Source organism: Sphingomonas sp. LHG3406-1 (assembly GCF_029637485.1).
Taxonomy (GTDB): domain Bacteria; phylum Pseudomonadota; class Alphaproteobacteria; order Sphingomonadales; family Sphingomonadaceae; genus Sphingomicrobium.
This window is the reverse complement of the sequence record NZ_CP069128.1, coordinates 209,801-223,703: the sequence shown is the minus strand read 5'-3', so window position 1 is coordinate 223,703 and position 13,903 is coordinate 209,801. Positions and strand designations below refer to the sequence as shown.

The following is a 13,903-nucleotide window of genomic DNA, read 5'->3' as shown; positions in this document are numbered from 1 at the left end:
GTCTCTTAGCCCCTCTGGCCCTTTTGCCCGATCCGCTCGGCCACCTGGCCGGCCACGGCGGGCGTGACGAACTTGTGGATGTCGCCGCCGTAGCGGGCGATTTCTTTCACCAGCCTTGACGCGATCGGCTGCAGGCAGACGTCCGCCATCAGGAAGACGGTCTCGATCCGGTCGTTCAGCTGCTGGTTCATGCCCGCCATCTGATACTCATATTCGAAGTCGGCGACGGCGCGCAGGCCGCGCAGGATCATCGACGCGCCCTGGCTCTCGGCGAAGTCCATCAGCAAGCTGTCGAAGCCGACCACCTCGATGTTGCCGATATCGGCGGTTTCCTGCCGGACCATGGCGATCCGCTCCTCGGTCGAGAACATCGGCGTCTTGGACGGATTGGTAGTGACCCCGATCACCAGCCGGTCAGCCAGCCGGCTCCCACGCCGGATGATGTCGAGATGGCCGAGCGTGAGGGGATCGAAGGTCCCAGGATAGACTGCAGTGCGGGTCATCGGTCGCGCTCCACGGCATAGCGGGCGATCGCCCTTAGCAGGTCCGCCTCCTCACCATGGCCATGGAGGTGCTCCATCGCCTGCGTCACCAGCATCTGCGCCTGCGTCCGCGCGCGGTCGGGGCCGAGAAGGGAGACGAAGGTCGCCTTGCCGGCCTCGGCATCCTTGTGGAGCTTCTTGCCGGCCGCTTCCTCGTCGCCGTCATGATCGAGCAGGTCGTCGGCGATCTGGAAGGCAAGGCCGACATTGCGGGCATAGCCGCGATAGCGGGCACGGCCCTCGTGCGGCACGCGACCCATGATCACCGCGGCCTCGACCGAATATTCGATCAGCGCGCCGGTCTTGAGCTGCTGCAGCCGGGTGATGGCATTGAGATCGAGCTCCTGGCCCTCGGCCGCGAGGTCCATCGCCTGCCCCCCGCCCATGCCGTCGATACCGCTCGCCCTCGCCAGCTCAAGCACCAGCTCGGAGCGGACGAATGGGTCCTCGTGGGTCGCTTCATCGGCCAGCAGTTCGAAGGCGAGCGCGTGGAAGCAGTCGCCGGCGAGCACGGCGGTCGCGTCGTCGAACGCCTTGTGGACGGTCGGCTTGCCGCGGCGGAGATCGTCGTCGTCCATGCAGGGAAGATCGTCGTGGATCAGGCTGTAGACGTGCACCGCCTCGATCGCAGCCCCGGCCCGGAGCGCCCGATCCTCGTCGATCCCGAACAGGCGCGCGGCAGCGACAGTCATCAGCGGGCGCAGCCGCTTCCCGCCGCCGATCCCGGCATGGCGCATCGCCTGGCAGAGCCGGTCGCGGCCGTCGCAGCGATCGGCCAGCGCATCCTCGAACAGACGGTCGACACCGGCGGCGATGCGCTTCGCTTCACCGAGCAGGTCGGCCACCACCGCCGTTGCCATCAGTCGGCCTCGAACGGGCGGGTGCCGGCGGGCTTGCCGTCGGGGCCAAGCGCAATGGCGTCGATCCGCGCCTGGGCGGATTTCAGCCGCTCCTCACACAGGCGCTTCAGCTTGTCGCCCTCCTGGTAGAGGTCGATCGACTGGTCGAGCGGCGCTTCGCCGCGCTCCAGCAGGCGGACGATTTCCTCGAGCCGCTGGAGAGCGGCTTCGAAGGAGAGGGTGTCGGGGGCGGAAGCCATGAGGAGGGATTAGCTTGGCGCGAGGGAGAAGCAAGAACCTCTTCCCACGTCCCCCGGGCCTGACCCGGGATCCGCCTGCCCTTGATCGATCAACCTCAATCAGAAGAAGACAGGCCCCTGGTCCGGTCCGGGGTGACGAAGACGATCAGGCCTTGCGGAACGGGTCGGCGATTCCGGGCATGATCTCGCCCGGGGCCAGGCCATGCTCGTCGCGCTGAGCGTCGAGGGCAGCGGCTTCGGCGTCGCGGACATGCTGCTCGCGCTCGGCACGGAGCTGCTCGATCAGGCTGGCGCGGTCAGTGTCGAGGCGGCCGTCGTCGGTCCGCTCGATGCCGGCGGCCTTCTGTGCCTTGGCGACCGCCGCATCCAGTTCGCGCTGCGTGGTCAGGCCGAGGGTCACCGGATCCTTGGGCTGGATGTTGGCGATGTTCCAGTGGCTGCGGTCGCGGATGGCGGCGATGGTGGTGCGGGTGGTGCCGATCAGCTTGCCGATCATGCCGTCCGACACTTCCGGATGGTTCTTGATGATCCAGGCGATACCGTCCGGCTTGTCCTGGCGCTTGGACACCGGCGTGTAGCGCGGGCCCTTGGTGCGCGTGACCTGCTCGGGCGCCTTGAACATCTTGAGGCGATAGTCGGGATCGGCCTGGCCGCGCTGGATCTCCTCGTGGGTCAGCTCGCCCGAGCGGAGGGGATCACGGCCGGTCAGCTTGGTTGCCGCCGTATCGTCGGCGATCGCCTGCACCTCGAGGATGTGAAGGCCGCAGAAATCCGCGATCTGCGAGAAGGTCAGGGCCGTATTGTCGACCAGCCAGGCGGCGGTTGCATGAGGCATGAGCGGCGTTGCCTGCTGCTGCGGGGCTTGGGCCATCAATCGTCTCCGGACACAAAAAGGGCCGCCCCATCGCGGAGCGGCCATTACCGGCGCACCGTTACTCTTCCTCCGGTGCAGGGGCAAGATATTTGCTTCGCATCGGAATGGTACAAAGCGCGATGGGCGACATCGCGCATGCCCATGACGAAATGGCCGGCCTCATGAGGACGTCATCGGTGGCTGGCGAGCCGGGCCTAGGCAGTCACCAGCACGATCTTTCCGACATGATCACCAGCTTCCATGCGGGCATGAGCGGCGGCAGCGTCCCTCAGCGGAAAGGTGCGGTCCATGACTGGGCGCAGCTGGCCACTCTCGACGAATGGCCAGACATTCGCCCTGAGCTCTTCGGCGACGAGGGTCTTGAACGCGAGGCTGCGTGGGCGAAGGGTCGAGCCGGTGAGCGTCAGCCGCCGCCGCATGACGTCGAGGAAGCTCACTTCCGCCGAGACTCCACGCTGCGTGGCGATGGAGACGTGGCGGCCATCCTCCGCCAGCGCCGAAAGGTTGCGCGGAATATAGTCCCCGCCGACCATGTCGAGCACGACGTTGACGCCCTTGCCGCCTGTCAGCGCCAAAGCTTCGGCAACGAAATCCTGCTTGCCGTAGTTGATCGCGGCGGCCGCTCCGAGCCTTCGCGCCACCTCGCACTTCTCATCGCTGCCGCAGGTGACGATCGCCTTGACCCCGAACAGCCCGCAGAGCGCGATCGCCATGGTGCCGATGCCGCTGGTGCCGCCGTGAATCAGCGCCCACTCGCCCTCGGTGGCGAAGCCGCGCTCGAACAGATTGATCCAGACCGTAAACAGGGTCTCCGGCAGGGCCGCCGCCGCCGCAAGGTCGAGGCTTTGGGGCACGGGCAGGCAGGTGCCGACCGGCGCCAGCGCATATTCGGCGTAGCCACCCCCTGCGACGAGGGCGCAGACGCGGCTGCCGATCAGGTGGGTCGCGCCCTGGCCTGCCGCGACCACCTCGCCGGCCACTTCGAGCCCCGGAATGTCGGAAGCGCCCGGCGGCGGCGGATAGACACCGCGGCGCTGCAGCACGTCGGGGCGGTTCACCCCCGCGGCGGCGACCCTGATCAGCAGTTCGCCGGCGCCCGGCCGCGGCACCGGCCGCTCGGCCGGCACCAGCACTTCCGGTCCGCCCGGCTGGCTGACCAGGATCGCCGTCATGACGTCAGGAAGGTCCATCACACTCGCTTCCCCACCCTTTTCCTTCTCCCCCGCATAGTCGCTGATCCGCACCGGCAAAGCGAAAAGTTGGGGATGAAGCGGTCAAGGCCGATTGACTTGAAGGAAACGGAGTCCGACCTTGGCCGCTATGGACGATGAATTCTTCTCGTCACGCCCCGACGATCCGCTGGTCCTGCTGGCCAGGCAGGACCTCGACCCGTTGAGCCAGGACGAGCTCGATGCCCGGATCGCGGTGCTGGAGGCGGAGATCGCGCGGGTACGCGCCCACCAGGAAGCGGTGTCGAAGCATCGTTCCGCGGCCGATGCCCTGTTCAAGCGATAGATATCACCATCCTCGCTCTTTCGCCGCCCTTGCAGCGGCCGCAACGCCTCACGAGATAAGAAGTTAAGAACACCGGGAGCCTTCCCGCTCCCGGTCAAGGAGTCCCCGAATGCCCAGTTTCGCCCGCGAGCTCGAACAGACCCTGCACAATGCGCTGGGGGAGGCGAGCCGCCGCCGTCACGAATATGCGACCCTTGAGCATCTGCTCATGGCGCTGATCGACGACAGCCATGCCTCCAAGGTGATGACCGCCTGTGGCGTCAACCGCGATGAGCTGAAGGCGACGGTCAAGCAGTATCTCGACGGCGAACTTGGCGCGCTCGTCGCCGACAGCGGCACCGACCCGACACCGACCAGCGGTTTCCAGCGGGTGGTCCAGCGCGCGATCCTGCACGTCCAGTCTTCCGGCCGCGACGAGGTGACCGGCGCCAACGTGCTGGTCGCCCTCTTCTCCGAGCGCGAAAGCTATGCCGTCTATTTCCTGCAGCAGCAGGACATGAGCCGCCTGGATGCCGTCACCTACATCAGCCACGGCGTCGGCAAGGGCGAGACGGCGGAAGGCGCGAGCCCGCCGGCCGGTCCCGATGCGCCGGAGACCAAGTCCGACAAGCCGGGTGCGGACAAGAAGGAGTCGGCGCTGAAGCAGTTCACCGTTGACCTCAACGAGAAGGCCAAGATCGGCAAGGTCGATCCGCTGATCGGCCGCATGGCCGAGGTCGACCGGACGGTGCAGATCCTGTGCCGCCGTTCCAAGAACAACCCGCTCTACGTGGGCGACCCCGGCGTCGGAAAGACCGCGATTGCCGAAGGCTTGGCGCGCAAGATCGTCGAGGGCGACGTGCCCGAAGTGTTGAAGCCGGCCGTCATCTACTCGCTCGACATGGGCTCGCTACTGGCTGGCACCCGCTACCGCGGCGACTTTGAGGAGCGGCTGAAGAGCGTCGTCAGCGAGCTCGAGAAGCTGCCTCACGCCATCCTCTTCATCGATGAGATCCACACAGTGATCGGCGCCGGCGCCACCAGCGGCGGGGCGATGGACGCGTCCAACCTCCTCAAGCCTGCCCTGTCGGGGGGCACGATCCGCTGCATCGGCTCGACCACCTACAAGGAATTCCGCAACCACTTCGAAAAGGACCGGGCGCTGCTCCGGCGTTTCCAGAAGATCGACGTCAACGAGCCGACGGTCGAGGACACGATCAAGATCATCGCCGGCCTGCGCAGCAGCTTCGAGCAGCACCATCAGGTCCGCTACACGCCCGACGCGATCAAGTCGGCGGTGGAGCTGTCGGCACGCTACATTCACGACCGCAAGCTGCCGGACAAGGCAATCGACGTGATCGACGAGGTCGGCGCGATGCAGATGCTGGTGCCGCCCTCCAAGCGGAAGAAGGTGATCACGCCCAAGGAGGTGGAACAGGTCGTCGCGACCATGGCGCGCATTCCCCCGAAGAGCGTATCGACCGACGACAAGAAGACGCTCCAGAACCTCGAAGCCGACCTCAAGCGCGTCGTGTTCGGGCAGGATCTGGCGGTCGAACGGCTGGCCTCGGCCATCAAGCTCAGCCGGGCCGGCCTGCGCGACCCCGACAAGCCGATCGGCAACTACCTCTTCTCGGGACCGACCGGCGTCGGCAAGACCGAGGTGGCGCGCCAGCTGGCATCGATCCTCGGCATCCCGCTGCAGCGCTTCGACATGTCCGAATATATGGAGCGCCACTCGGTCAGCCGGCTGATCGGCGCGCCTCCGGGCTATGTCGGCTACGACCAGGGCGGCCTGCTGACCGATGCCGTCGACCAGCAGCCGCACAGCGTGCTGCTGCTCGACGAGATTGAGAAGGCGCACCCGGACCTGTTCAACATCCTTCTGCAGGTGATGGACAACGGGAAGCTTACCGACCACCACGGCAAGACGGTCGATTTCCGCAACACCATCCTGATCATGACCACCAATGCCGGCGCGTCCGACATGGCGCGAGAGAGCATCGGCTTCGGTGCAGCCTCCCGCGAGGACGTGCAGGAGGACGCGATCAAGAAGATGTTCACGCCGGAATTCCGCAACCGGCTCGATGCGGTCGTACCGTTCGGCTACCTCCCGCCCGCCGTGGTCGCCCGCGTCGTCGACAAGTTCATCCTGCAACTGGAGCTTCAGCTCGCCGACCGCGGAGTCCACATCGAGCTGGACGACGAGGCGCGCGAGTGGCTGACCGCCAAGGGCTATGACAAGCTCTACGGTGCCCGACCAATGGGCCGCCTGGTGCAGGAGAAGATCAAGCAGCCGCTCGCCGAGGAGCTTCTCTTTGGCAAGCTGGTCCACGGCGGCGAGGTCAAGGTTCGCCTCAAGGACAATGTGCCGGTGTTCGAAATTACCCCGGCCGCTCCGGCGAAGGCGACCAAGCCGAAGGGTGCCAAGGGCCGAAAGGGCCGCCCTGCGACGGAGCAGGAGTCGCAGGGGGGCGAACAGCCCGAGAGCCCTGCGGCGGAGTGATCGTCGCTCCCCCGCGAGGTGGAGACGACAGCCCTACGGCGGATAGTTGAAAGGGGTCTGGGCGCCAATGCTCAGGCCCCTTTCCCTTTTCGGCGGCCTTATCCTTTCCGGGAGAAGCCTCGCTGAGAAGGCACCCTTCCCCTTCCGTCGCGTTCACCCCCCCGTGGGCGACCAGCAAGAAGCATCAAAGACCGACCTCGCCGAGGACCGCACGCTGCTTGCCAGCGAGCGGACCTTCGCCGGCTGGATGCGGACAAGCCTCGGCTGCGTCGGCATCGCTGTCGCCTTCCAGGCGCTGTTCGGCGAGGTCCGCCCGGCATGGGTCCCGCGCCTGATCGCCAGCCTGTTCCTGGCACTGTCGATCGTCATCGCCGTGGCGGCGGAGCGCCGGGGGGCAGCCATGCGGAACCGCCTGAGCCCGCACGTGGCCAAGGCTGCCGATCCCATCAACCTCCGGCTGATCGCCGCAATCGTTTCGGTCGGCGCGCTGGGCCTCGGCCTCACCTTCTGGTTCCTCCCGGTCGGCTAGGCGATGCTTCCGCTCGATCCCCAGCTTATCACCCTGCTCGTCCTCGGAGCGGTCATCGCCGCGCTGATCTGGGACAAGGGCCGCTCGGACGTGGTGGCGCTGGCCGGTGCGGCCGTGCTGCTGCTGACCGGCGTGGTCCGCCCGATCCAGGTCCAGAGCGCCTTCGCAAGCCCGGCGGTCATCACCCTCGCGAGCCTGTTCGTCATCGCCTATGCGATGGAGATGTCGGGCCTGCTCGACAGCAGCATGCGCGGCCTCGTCGCCATCTGCCGCCGGATCGGCAAGGCCGGCCTGTGGATCATCGTGGGCCTGTGCGGCGCGGCCTCATCCTTCCTCAACAACACACCGATCGTCGTGCTTGCGGCACCGGTGGTGCGCGATGCCGCAACGTCCATCGGATTGTCGGCCAAGCGCTTTCTCATCCCGCTTTCCTACGCCTCCATCCTCGGCGGCGGCTGCACGTTGATCGGCACGTCGACCAACCTCCTCGTCAACGACATGGCGGGTGCCGCCGGGCAGGAGAAGTTCGGGATCTTCGAGATCACGCCGGTCGGCCTCGTCGTGGCGATCGCGGGCGGGCTCTACCTGCTCTTCTTCAGCGGCAAGCTGATCGACCAGCGGGAAGATGGCGCCGACCCGGTAGCGGACAGCAAGGAACGCGGTGCGACGCAGGCCGGCGGTCAGATCGGCGACCCAGCCGCGTTCGCGGTCGAGCGGCCGCTGAGTCCCTTGCGGGCGCTGGTGTCCTTCGCTGTCTTCGTCGGGGTGATCACGCTCGCGGCACTCGGCCTGGCACCCATCGCCGCCAGTGCCTTCGCCGGTGCGGTGCTCCTGATCCTGCTGCGGGTCATCACCGCGGACGAGGCTTATGCGGGGTTGAGGCCCGACGTGCTGATGCTCGTCGCAGGTATGCTGGTGCTCGGCATCGCGCTGCGGGTATCGGGAGTGGCCAACGTCGTCACCGACCTGCTGGTCGGAAGCGTCGACGGGATGACACCGTTGCTCGCCCTCATCCTCGTCTATGGCGTGGTGCTATTCGCGACCGAGTTCCTGTCCAACGCCACCGTCGCAGTGCTGTTCACGCCTGTCGCGGTCAGCATCGCCGAAGCGATGTCGGTCAGCCCCCGTCCCTTTCTCGTGGCCGTCATGGTCGCCGGGAGCGCCGCCTTCGCGACCCCGTTCGGCTACCAGACCAACGTCATCGTCTACCAGATGGGACGCTACCGCTACATGGACTTCATCAAGGTCGGCATGCCGCTCAACCTCGTCACCTGGGTGACGGCGGTGGCGGCGATCCGGGTCTTCTTCCCCTTCTGACCATCACCCGCAAAGCGGATCAGGACTGGGAGTCGATCCGGATGCTTCCCGAGGTCCCGCTTCCTTGCGGCACGAAGGTCATCAGGAACTTGTCCCCTTCCTTCGACACGCCGGAAAGTCCCTCTGCCGTTTCCTTGAGTTCCATTTCCTTGGCCCTGAACTGCTCGACGAAATAGGCCTTCACCGCTTCGGGCGAGGTCGGCGCGGCAAAGGTCAGGTTGACCCTCGCCGGCTGGTTCTTATCGGCATCAAGGTTGAAGCCAGTGATCGTCCCGCCCGGGACCATCTTCACGCCATCGATGTTGAAGTCGGTCTCCGCCAGCATCTTGGCCGGAAGCTTGATCTCGCCTTTTGCGAAAGGCATGTCGAAGGAGACGCGGCCGTCGGCGTCGGCGGCCATCTTTACCTTCTCGTCGCCTTCGGCGGGCGTCGTCATCTCGGCGTCGCAGGAGGCCAGCACCAGCAGCGCGCCACAAGCCAGAATCATCCTCATCGCCATCCCTCCGCTGTATTATTAGATCAATACAGCGGAGCCGTTCGAGCCGTCAACTGCGCATCTGCCCCCTTTTCTCTGGCTTCGCGCAGGCGCATGAACAGCACGCTTCTGATCACCTTGGAGTTACGACCTTGGTCCGTCCTTTCATCCTGCTTGCCGCTACTGCCCTCGCGACCGGTCCGGTCGCTGCCCAGACCTTCTCGATCCCGCGCATCACGCAGGACATCAAGACGCTTTCCGACGACAGCCTCACCGGCCGCGGACCGGCGACCGAGGGCGAGACAAAGACCGTCGCCTATCTCGTCCAGCAGCTGAAAGCGGCGGGGGTCCAGCCGGGCGGCGAGGTGGTCAACGGCCAGCGCCAGTGGACCCAGCGCGTGCCCTTGCTCCAGTCGGATTGGACCGGCAGCCCCATCTTCACCCTCCAGGGCGGCAGCGCCGCCGGGCGCCTCGAGCAGGGCACCGACATTGCTGTCCGCGCCCCGCTGACCGGCGCCAGCCAGCTCCGGCTCGACAATGTCCCGCTCGTCTTCGCCGGCTACGGCGTGCAGGCGCCGGAGCGTCAGTGGGATGACTTCAAGGGGGTCGACGTTCGCGGCAAGATCCTGGTCGTGTTCATCAACGATCCCGATTTTGCCGGCCCGATCGCCGACGGTGGTCCGGACTTCGGTGGCAAGGCGATGACCTATTACGGCCGCTGGACCTACAAATATGAGCAGGCCGCAAAGCTCGGCGCCGCCGGAGTCATGATCGTCCATGAGGATGCGCCCGCCTCCTACGGCTGGGCGACGGTTAAGAACAGCAACACCAACACGATGTTCGACGTGGTTCGCGCCGATCCGTCGGCGGCGCATCCGCTGATGGAAAGCTGGATCAGCAAGGCCACCGCCGACAAGCTGTTCGCTGCCGCCGGCATGACCCTTGACCAGGCCCATGCCGCCGCCCGCCGCCGCGACTTCCGCCCGGTCGAGCTTCCGGTCCGTTTCAGCGCCACCGGCAACGCCACCGCCAAGACCATCACCAGCTACAATGTCGCCGGGATCCTGCCCGGCAGGTCGCGGCCCGACGAGACGGTGATCTACACCGCCCACCACGATCATCTCGGAATCGGCCTGCCCGATGCCAATGGCGACCGCATCTACAATGGCGCGCTCGACAATGGCGTCGGCACCGCCCACGTGCTCGAGCAGGCGCGCGCCTTCGCCAAGGCGCCGCGGACCGATCGTTCGGTCGTCTTCCTGTTCGTCGCGGCCGAGGAGAAGGGCCTGCTCGGCAGCGAATATTATGTCTCCAACCCGCTTTATCCGCTGGGCAAGACCGCCGGGGTCCTCAACACCGACGGCGGGAGCATCTACGGCCCGGCGCGCGATTTCTCCATCTCAGGTTCGGCCAAGCTCGGCCTGCTCGACATGCTGATCGCCGAAGGCCGCAAACAGGGTCGTACCTATTCGCCCGACGAGCGGGTTGAGGCAGGCTATTTCTTCCGCTCCGACCATTTCCCCTTCGCCAAGCGCGGCGTGCCGGCGATCAGCTGGCGCTCGGGCGTCGACCTCGTCGATGGCGGCAAGGAACGGGGCAAGGCGCTCAACGACGCTTATACCGCCAAGCGCTACCACCAGCCGGACGACGAATATGATCCGAGCTGGAACCTGAACGGCCTCGTCCAGGACGCGCAGCTGCTGCACCGCGTCGGCCGCGACCTCGCCAACTCGGCCGCCTGGCCGAACTGGAGCGAGGACAGCGAGTTCCGCGGCGCGCGGGATACGACGGCGGCCGAGCGCGGCGGATCGACGCCGACCCGGACCGCGGGCGAGCGGGGCTGAGGAATGAACCGCCGCCGGTGGATGGTCGCAGGCTTGGTCCTGCTGCTTGCCGCCGGCGGTCTCTTCCACCTCAGCCGGCAGCGCTGTTTTTCGCTGATCCTGCCCAGTTTCTGCCGTGTCGAGACAGCGGAGAAGATCGTTGCGCTGAGTTTCGACGACGGGCCGACCGAAGCGGGCGTCGCGGCGACCCTCCCGGTGCTGAGGGCGGCCGGGGCGAAGGCAACCTATTTCGTCGTCGGCCAGGAAGCCGAGCGGCGGCCCGAACTGCTGCGCCTCCTGCTTGCCGAAGGCATGGAGCTTGGCAACCACAGCTGGAGCCATGTCCGGATGGCCGGGGTGACGCCGGGCTTGCGGCCGAGGAGGTCGACCGGACCGCGGCCCTGATCCGCACCGCTGGCGGCAATGACAATCGCCTGTTCCGAGCGCCCTATGGCAAGAAGCTGCTCACCCTTCCCTACGTCCTCCGGCAGCGCGGCTACAGGCTGGTCATGGCGGACGTCATCGATCCGACCGGCACCGCCGGACCAAAGGCCTTCGCCGCCGCCATGCTGGCCGAGGTGAAGCCCGGCTCGATCCTTCTCATCCACCCCATGTATTCGGCCAATGCGCAGGGACGCGAGGCCTTGCCGCTGGTCGTGGCCGGGCTGAAGGCCAGCGGCTATCGCATCGTGACCATCAGCGAGCTGCTTGCGCTGGGGCGGCCGGCCAGCTAGCCTGTTCTTCTTTCGTTCTGGCAAGGGGAAGCGCCATGACCGACCTAATCTTCTACACCAACCCTCAGTCGCGCGGGCAGATGGTCCGCTGGATGCTGGAGGAGGTCGGCGTGCCCTACACGGCGGAATTTCTCAGCTACGGCGGGACGACGAAGGCCGAGCCCTATCTGTCAATTAATCCGATGGGCAAGGTCCCGGCGATCCGCCACGGCGAGAAGGTTGTGACCGAGGTGGCGGCGATCTGCGCTTATCTCGCCGACGCCTTCCCTGCGGCGGGCCTCGCGCCGGCGCTCGCCGATCGTGCCGACTATTACCGTTTCCTGTTCTTCGCCGCGGGACCGCTCGAGCAGGCGTTCAGCCTAAAGGCAGTCAACTTCGAAGTGCCGAAGGACAAGCAGGGCATGTTCGGCTTCGGCAATCACGAGACCACCTTCGCCGCGCTGACCAGGATGCTGGAGGGCCGCGACTATGTGACCGGCCGGTTCAGCGCCGCCGACCTCTACCTCGCCTCCGAACTCGGGTTCATAATGATGTTCGGCCAACTGGAGCCGCGTGAGCCCTTTGCTTCCTACGTCGCGCGCTGCACCGACCGCGATGCCTATCGCCGGGCCAAGACGCTCGATGCCGAAGCCGCGGAAGCGCTGAAGGCGCAGGCCTAGCAGCGTCTGTTCGTCACCCGGGCTTTGGGCCGGGTCCCGCTTGCCGTTTGCGCGTTTAGAGATCGAATGAGCGGGACGCCGGGTCAGCCACGGCATCGACGAAAGGAGTGCGCACCATGACCGAAGACCTCAAGGCCCAGGCCATCGCCCTTTACGACCGCTTCACTCATGAAGGCATGCCACGCCGGGACTTCATGGCGCGCATGGTTGCGCTGGCCGGCAGCGCCGCCGCCGCCGAGGCGCTGATCGGCAGCATCGCCGCCTCGCCGGCTGCCGCCGCCATCGTTCCGGCCGACGACCGCCGCCTGACCACCGCCGACCGCACGATCGCCGGCACCAGGGCCTATGTCGCCGAGCCGCGCAGCCGCAGCCTCAAGCCGACGGTCATCGTCATCCACGAGAATCGCGGGCTCAACGAACATACCCGCGACGTCGCTCGCCGCGCCGCTCTTGCCGGCTATCGCGCCGTTGCGCCCGACTTCCTGACGCCCGTCGGCGGCACCCCCTCCAACGAGGACCAGGCGCGCGAGATGATCGGCAAGCTCGACCTCGCCGCGGCCAGTGCTGCGGGCGTCGCCATGCTGCGCGAGCTTGCGGGTTCCAGTCGCGGTGGGAAGGTCGGGGCAGTCGGCTTCTGCTGGGGCGGTGCCTACGTCAACCGCCTGGCGGTCGATGCCGGCGCGGACCTCGACGCCGGGGTCGTCTATTATGGCACCGCGCCCGACCCCAGCCAGGCGGAACGCGTCCAGGCGCCGCTGCTCATCCACCTCGCCGGCCTCGACGAGCGGGTGAATCGCACCGGCTTTCCCTGGGTCGAGGCGCTCCGCGCCGCCGGCAAGCCGGTAACCTTCCAGCTCTACGACGGCGTCAACCACGCCTTCCACAACGACACCAGCGCCGAGCGCTACGACAAGGCCGCCGCCGAGCTGAGCTGGCAGCGGACCCTGCGTTTCTTCAAGCGCCACCTCGGCTGAGCAGTCACTCGGCGGGCAGCGCGCCGCCCATGCTCGGCCGCCTGCCGGCGATCCAGCCTGCGGCGGCTATGCCGACCCCGACCACGCCCGCCAGGACGATGAACGGCATGCTGGGCAGCGGCGCGATGCGGGCATAGATGCCTTCCCACGCCGCGGTTCCGCCCGGAAATTCGAACAGCAAGGCGGCGGCGAGCGTTGCCAGGCCTGCCAGCGCGAAGGGCTTGCCGGCCTTCTTCTGCCGCATCGCGATCATGAGCGCGATTCCCGCGACCAGCACGTTGGCCGACTGGAAGCCGACATGCAGGCGGGCAAAATCCTCCGGCCCGCGAATGCCCAGCGGAATTCCCGTCAGCCGGCCAAAGATGGGCGGCAGCAATGCGATGCTGGTCGCCAGCATGTAACCGGAGTGAAGCCGGACATCGCGCCGATGCTTCAGCCCCTGGTAGACGAAGAAGGCCACCATTCCGACACCGGCGAAGTCGAGCCAGGCGAGTTCCGGACCCCACATGGCCTGGAAGGGCGCCCCGGCGGCATAGCGGTCGGCCATGCCGAAGAAGATCCCCGCGCCGCCCGCCATGAACAGCGGGAAGAGGATCAGGATCGCCGGCCCCACCGCCCGGTGAGTCGCCCGACGGTTGTTGTGGATCGACCAGCTCTGCGCCGCCAGCAGCGCCAGCCAGGCCGAAGCGGTCATGCCATGGGCATGATATTCCCACGGCGCGCTCGAGAATGTCGAGACATAGGATGGCCAGAAGGCCAGCGCCGCCAGCGGAAATAGCGCGAGAATATACCAGTGCGCGTGACGATAAGGCATTGCTTCCCCCTGCCTGTTTCTGGCCCATCCCCATGGGCCCTCACGGCGCGGGATGATGCTCCA

General features: G+C 66.8%; 16 protein-coding genes. 9 read left to right on the top strand and 7 right to left on the bottom strand.

Features of this window, described 5'->3' with window-relative positions; all coding sequences use genetic code 11:
• Nucleotides 1-5: 5 nt before the first annotated feature.
• The 5 genes from coaD to JOY29_RS01105 form a co-directional block, all read right to left on the bottom strand.
• Nucleotides 6-503: a pantetheine-phosphate adenylyltransferase gene (coaD, locus tag JOY29_RS01125; RefSeq protein ID WP_300974366.1), complete on the bottom strand. Its 498-nt coding sequence runs from the start codon at nucleotides 501-503 to the stop codon at nucleotides 6-8.
• Nucleotides 500-1,402, bottom strand: coding sequence for a polyprenyl synthetase family protein (locus JOY29_RS01120; RefSeq protein ID WP_300974365.1), 903 nt, complete (start codon nucleotides 1,400-1,402; stop codon nucleotides 500-502). Before JOY29_RS01120 ends, coaD begins: the two co-directional genes overlap by 4 nt.
• Nucleotides 1,402-1,641, bottom strand: a complete 240-nt coding sequence (locus JOY29_RS01115) for an exodeoxyribonuclease VII small subunit (protein WP_300974364.1) — start codon at nucleotides 1,639-1,641, stop codon at nucleotides 1,402-1,404. Before JOY29_RS01115 ends, JOY29_RS01120 begins: the two co-directional genes overlap by 1 nt.
• Nucleotides 1,642-1,786: 145 nt before the next feature.
• Nucleotides 1,787-2,476: a DUF1013 domain-containing protein gene (locus JOY29_RS01110; RefSeq protein ID WP_300974363.1), complete on the bottom strand. Its 690-nt coding sequence runs from the start codon at nucleotides 2,474-2,476 to the stop codon at nucleotides 1,787-1,789.
• 233 nt (nucleotides 2,477-2,709) lie between these two features.
• On the bottom strand, nucleotides 2,710-3,705 hold the full coding sequence (locus JOY29_RS01105; RefSeq protein ID WP_300974362.1) for an NAD(P)H-quinone oxidoreductase: 996 nt from the start codon (nucleotides 3,703-3,705) through the stop codon (nucleotides 2,710-2,712).
• Nucleotides 3,706-3,835: 130 nt separating this feature from the next.
• On the opposite strand from JOY29_RS01105, the gene JOY29_RS01100 reads away from it, so the two are divergent.
• From JOY29_RS01100 to JOY29_RS01085, 4 genes are all read left to right on the top strand, one after another.
• Entirely contained in the window at nucleotides 3,836-4,030 is a 195-nt protein-coding gene (locus JOY29_RS01100) for a DUF1192 domain-containing protein (RefSeq protein ID WP_300974361.1), read from the top strand.
• 109 nt (nucleotides 4,031-4,139) lie between these two features.
• Nucleotides 4,140-6,515: an ATP-dependent Clp protease ATP-binding subunit ClpA gene (gene clpA / locus JOY29_RS01095; protein WP_300974360.1), complete on the top strand. Its 2,376-nt coding sequence runs from the start codon at nucleotides 4,140-4,142 to the stop codon at nucleotides 6,513-6,515.
• 163 nt (nucleotides 6,516-6,678) lie between these two features.
• Nucleotides 6,679-7,044, top strand: coding sequence for a DUF202 domain-containing protein (locus tag JOY29_RS01090; protein WP_300974359.1), 366 nt, complete (start codon nucleotides 6,679-6,681; stop codon nucleotides 7,042-7,044).
• A gap of 3 nt (nucleotides 7,045-7,047) precedes the next feature.
• Nucleotides 7,048-8,361 carry an SLC13 family permease gene (locus tag JOY29_RS01085; RefSeq protein WP_300974358.1) on the top strand — a complete coding sequence of 438 codons (1,314 nt, stop codon included), beginning with the start codon at nucleotides 7,048-7,050 and terminating at the stop codon, nucleotides 8,359-8,361.
• Nucleotides 8,362-8,380: 19 nt separating this feature from the next.
• Here the strand turns inward: JOY29_RS01085 and JOY29_RS01080 are convergent, their stop codons facing one another.
• Entirely contained in the window at nucleotides 8,381-8,848 is a 468-nt protein-coding gene (locus JOY29_RS01080; RefSeq protein WP_300974357.1) for a hypothetical protein, read from the bottom strand.
• Nucleotides 8,849-8,988: 140 nt separating this feature from the next.
• Here JOY29_RS01080 and JOY29_RS01075 point away from each other — a divergent pair, with 140 nt between their 5' ends.
• From JOY29_RS01075 to JOY29_RS01055, 5 genes are all read left to right on the top strand, one after another.
• The gene (locus tag JOY29_RS01075) at nucleotides 8,989-10,680 is read left to right on the top strand and encodes a M28 family metallopeptidase (protein ID WP_300974356.1); all 1,692 of its coding nucleotides are present in this window, start codon (nucleotides 8,989-8,991) and stop codon (nucleotides 10,678-10,680) included.
• A 3-nt stretch (nucleotides 10,681-10,683) separates the two neighbouring features.
• Nucleotides 10,684-11,064, top strand: coding sequence for a polysaccharide deacetylase family protein (locus tag JOY29_RS01070; RefSeq protein WP_300974355.1), 381 nt, complete (start codon nucleotides 10,684-10,686; stop codon nucleotides 11,062-11,064).
• A 104-nt stretch (nucleotides 11,065-11,168) separates the two neighbouring features.
• Nucleotides 11,169-11,393: a hypothetical protein gene (locus tag JOY29_RS01065; protein ID WP_300974354.1), complete on the top strand. Its 225-nt coding sequence runs from the start codon at nucleotides 11,169-11,171 to the stop codon at nucleotides 11,391-11,393.
• 35 nt (nucleotides 11,394-11,428) lie between these two features.
• Nucleotides 11,429-12,052, top strand: a complete 624-nt coding sequence (locus JOY29_RS01060) for a glutathione S-transferase family protein (RefSeq protein ID WP_300974353.1) — start codon at nucleotides 11,429-11,431, stop codon at nucleotides 12,050-12,052.
• Between the two features lie 116 nt (nucleotides 12,053-12,168).
• Nucleotides 12,169-13,026: a dienelactone hydrolase family protein gene (locus tag JOY29_RS01055; RefSeq protein ID WP_300974352.1), complete on the top strand. Its 858-nt coding sequence runs from the start codon at nucleotides 12,169-12,171 to the stop codon at nucleotides 13,024-13,026.
• Nucleotides 13,027-13,030: 4 nt separating this feature from the next.
• Here JOY29_RS01055 and JOY29_RS01050 read toward each other — a convergent pair whose 3' ends face one another.
• Nucleotides 13,031-13,840 carry a hypothetical protein gene (locus tag JOY29_RS01050; RefSeq protein ID WP_300974351.1) on the bottom strand — a complete coding sequence of 270 codons (810 nt, stop codon included), beginning with the start codon at nucleotides 13,838-13,840 and terminating at the stop codon, nucleotides 13,031-13,033.
• Nucleotides 13,841-13,903 lie beyond the last annotated feature (63 nt).

What these genes read in the sequence shown, in the direction of transcription:
- coaD (WP_300974366.1), bottom strand. Translation starts at nt 503, where the DNA reads ATGACCCGCACTGCAGTCTATCCTGGGACCTTCGATCCCCTCACGCTC.
- JOY29_RS01120 (WP_300974365.1), bottom strand. Translation starts at nt 1,402, where the DNA reads ATGGCAACGGCGGTGGTGGCCGACCTGCTCGGTGAAGCGAAGCGCATC.
- JOY29_RS01115 (WP_300974364.1), bottom strand. Translation starts at nt 1,641, where the DNA reads ATGGCTTCCGCCCCCGACACCCTCTCCTTCGAAGCCGCTCTCCAGCGG.
- JOY29_RS01110 (WP_300974363.1), bottom strand. Translation starts at nt 2,476, where the DNA reads ATGCCTCATGCAACCGCCGCCTGGCTGGTCGACAATACGGCCCTGACC.
- JOY29_RS01105 (WP_300974362.1), bottom strand. Translation starts at nt 3,705, where the DNA reads ATGGACCTTCCTGACGTCATGACGGCGATCCTGGTCAGCCAGCCGGGC.
- JOY29_RS01100 (WP_300974361.1), top strand. Translation starts at nt 3,836, where the DNA reads ATGGACGATGAATTCTTCTCGTCACGCCCCGACGATCCGCTGGTCCTG.
- clpA (WP_300974360.1), top strand. Translation starts at nt 4,140, where the DNA reads ATGCCCAGTTTCGCCCGCGAGCTCGAACAGACCCTGCACAATGCGCTG.
- JOY29_RS01085 (WP_300974358.1), top strand. Translation starts at nt 7,048, where the DNA reads ATGCTTCCGCTCGATCCCCAGCTTATCACCCTGCTCGTCCTCGGAGCG.
- JOY29_RS01080 (WP_300974357.1), bottom strand. Translation starts at nt 8,848, where the DNA reads ATGATTCTGGCTTGTGGCGCGCTGCTGGTGCTGGCCTCCTGCGACGCC.
- JOY29_RS01070 (WP_300974355.1), top strand. Translation starts at nt 10,684, where the DNA reads ATGAACCGCCGCCGGTGGATGGTCGCAGGCTTGGTCCTGCTGCTTGCC.
- JOY29_RS01065 (WP_300974354.1), top strand. Translation starts at nt 11,169, where the DNA reads ATGGCGGACGTCATCGATCCGACCGGCACCGCCGGACCAAAGGCCTTC.
- JOY29_RS01060 (WP_300974353.1), top strand. Translation starts at nt 11,429, where the DNA reads ATGACCGACCTAATCTTCTACACCAACCCTCAGTCGCGCGGGCAGATG.
- JOY29_RS01055 (WP_300974352.1), top strand. Translation starts at nt 12,169, where the DNA reads ATGACCGAAGACCTCAAGGCCCAGGCCATCGCCCTTTACGACCGCTTC.
- JOY29_RS01050 (WP_300974351.1), bottom strand. Translation starts at nt 13,840, where the DNA reads ATGCCTTATCGTCACGCGCACTGGTATATTCTCGCGCTATTTCCGCTG.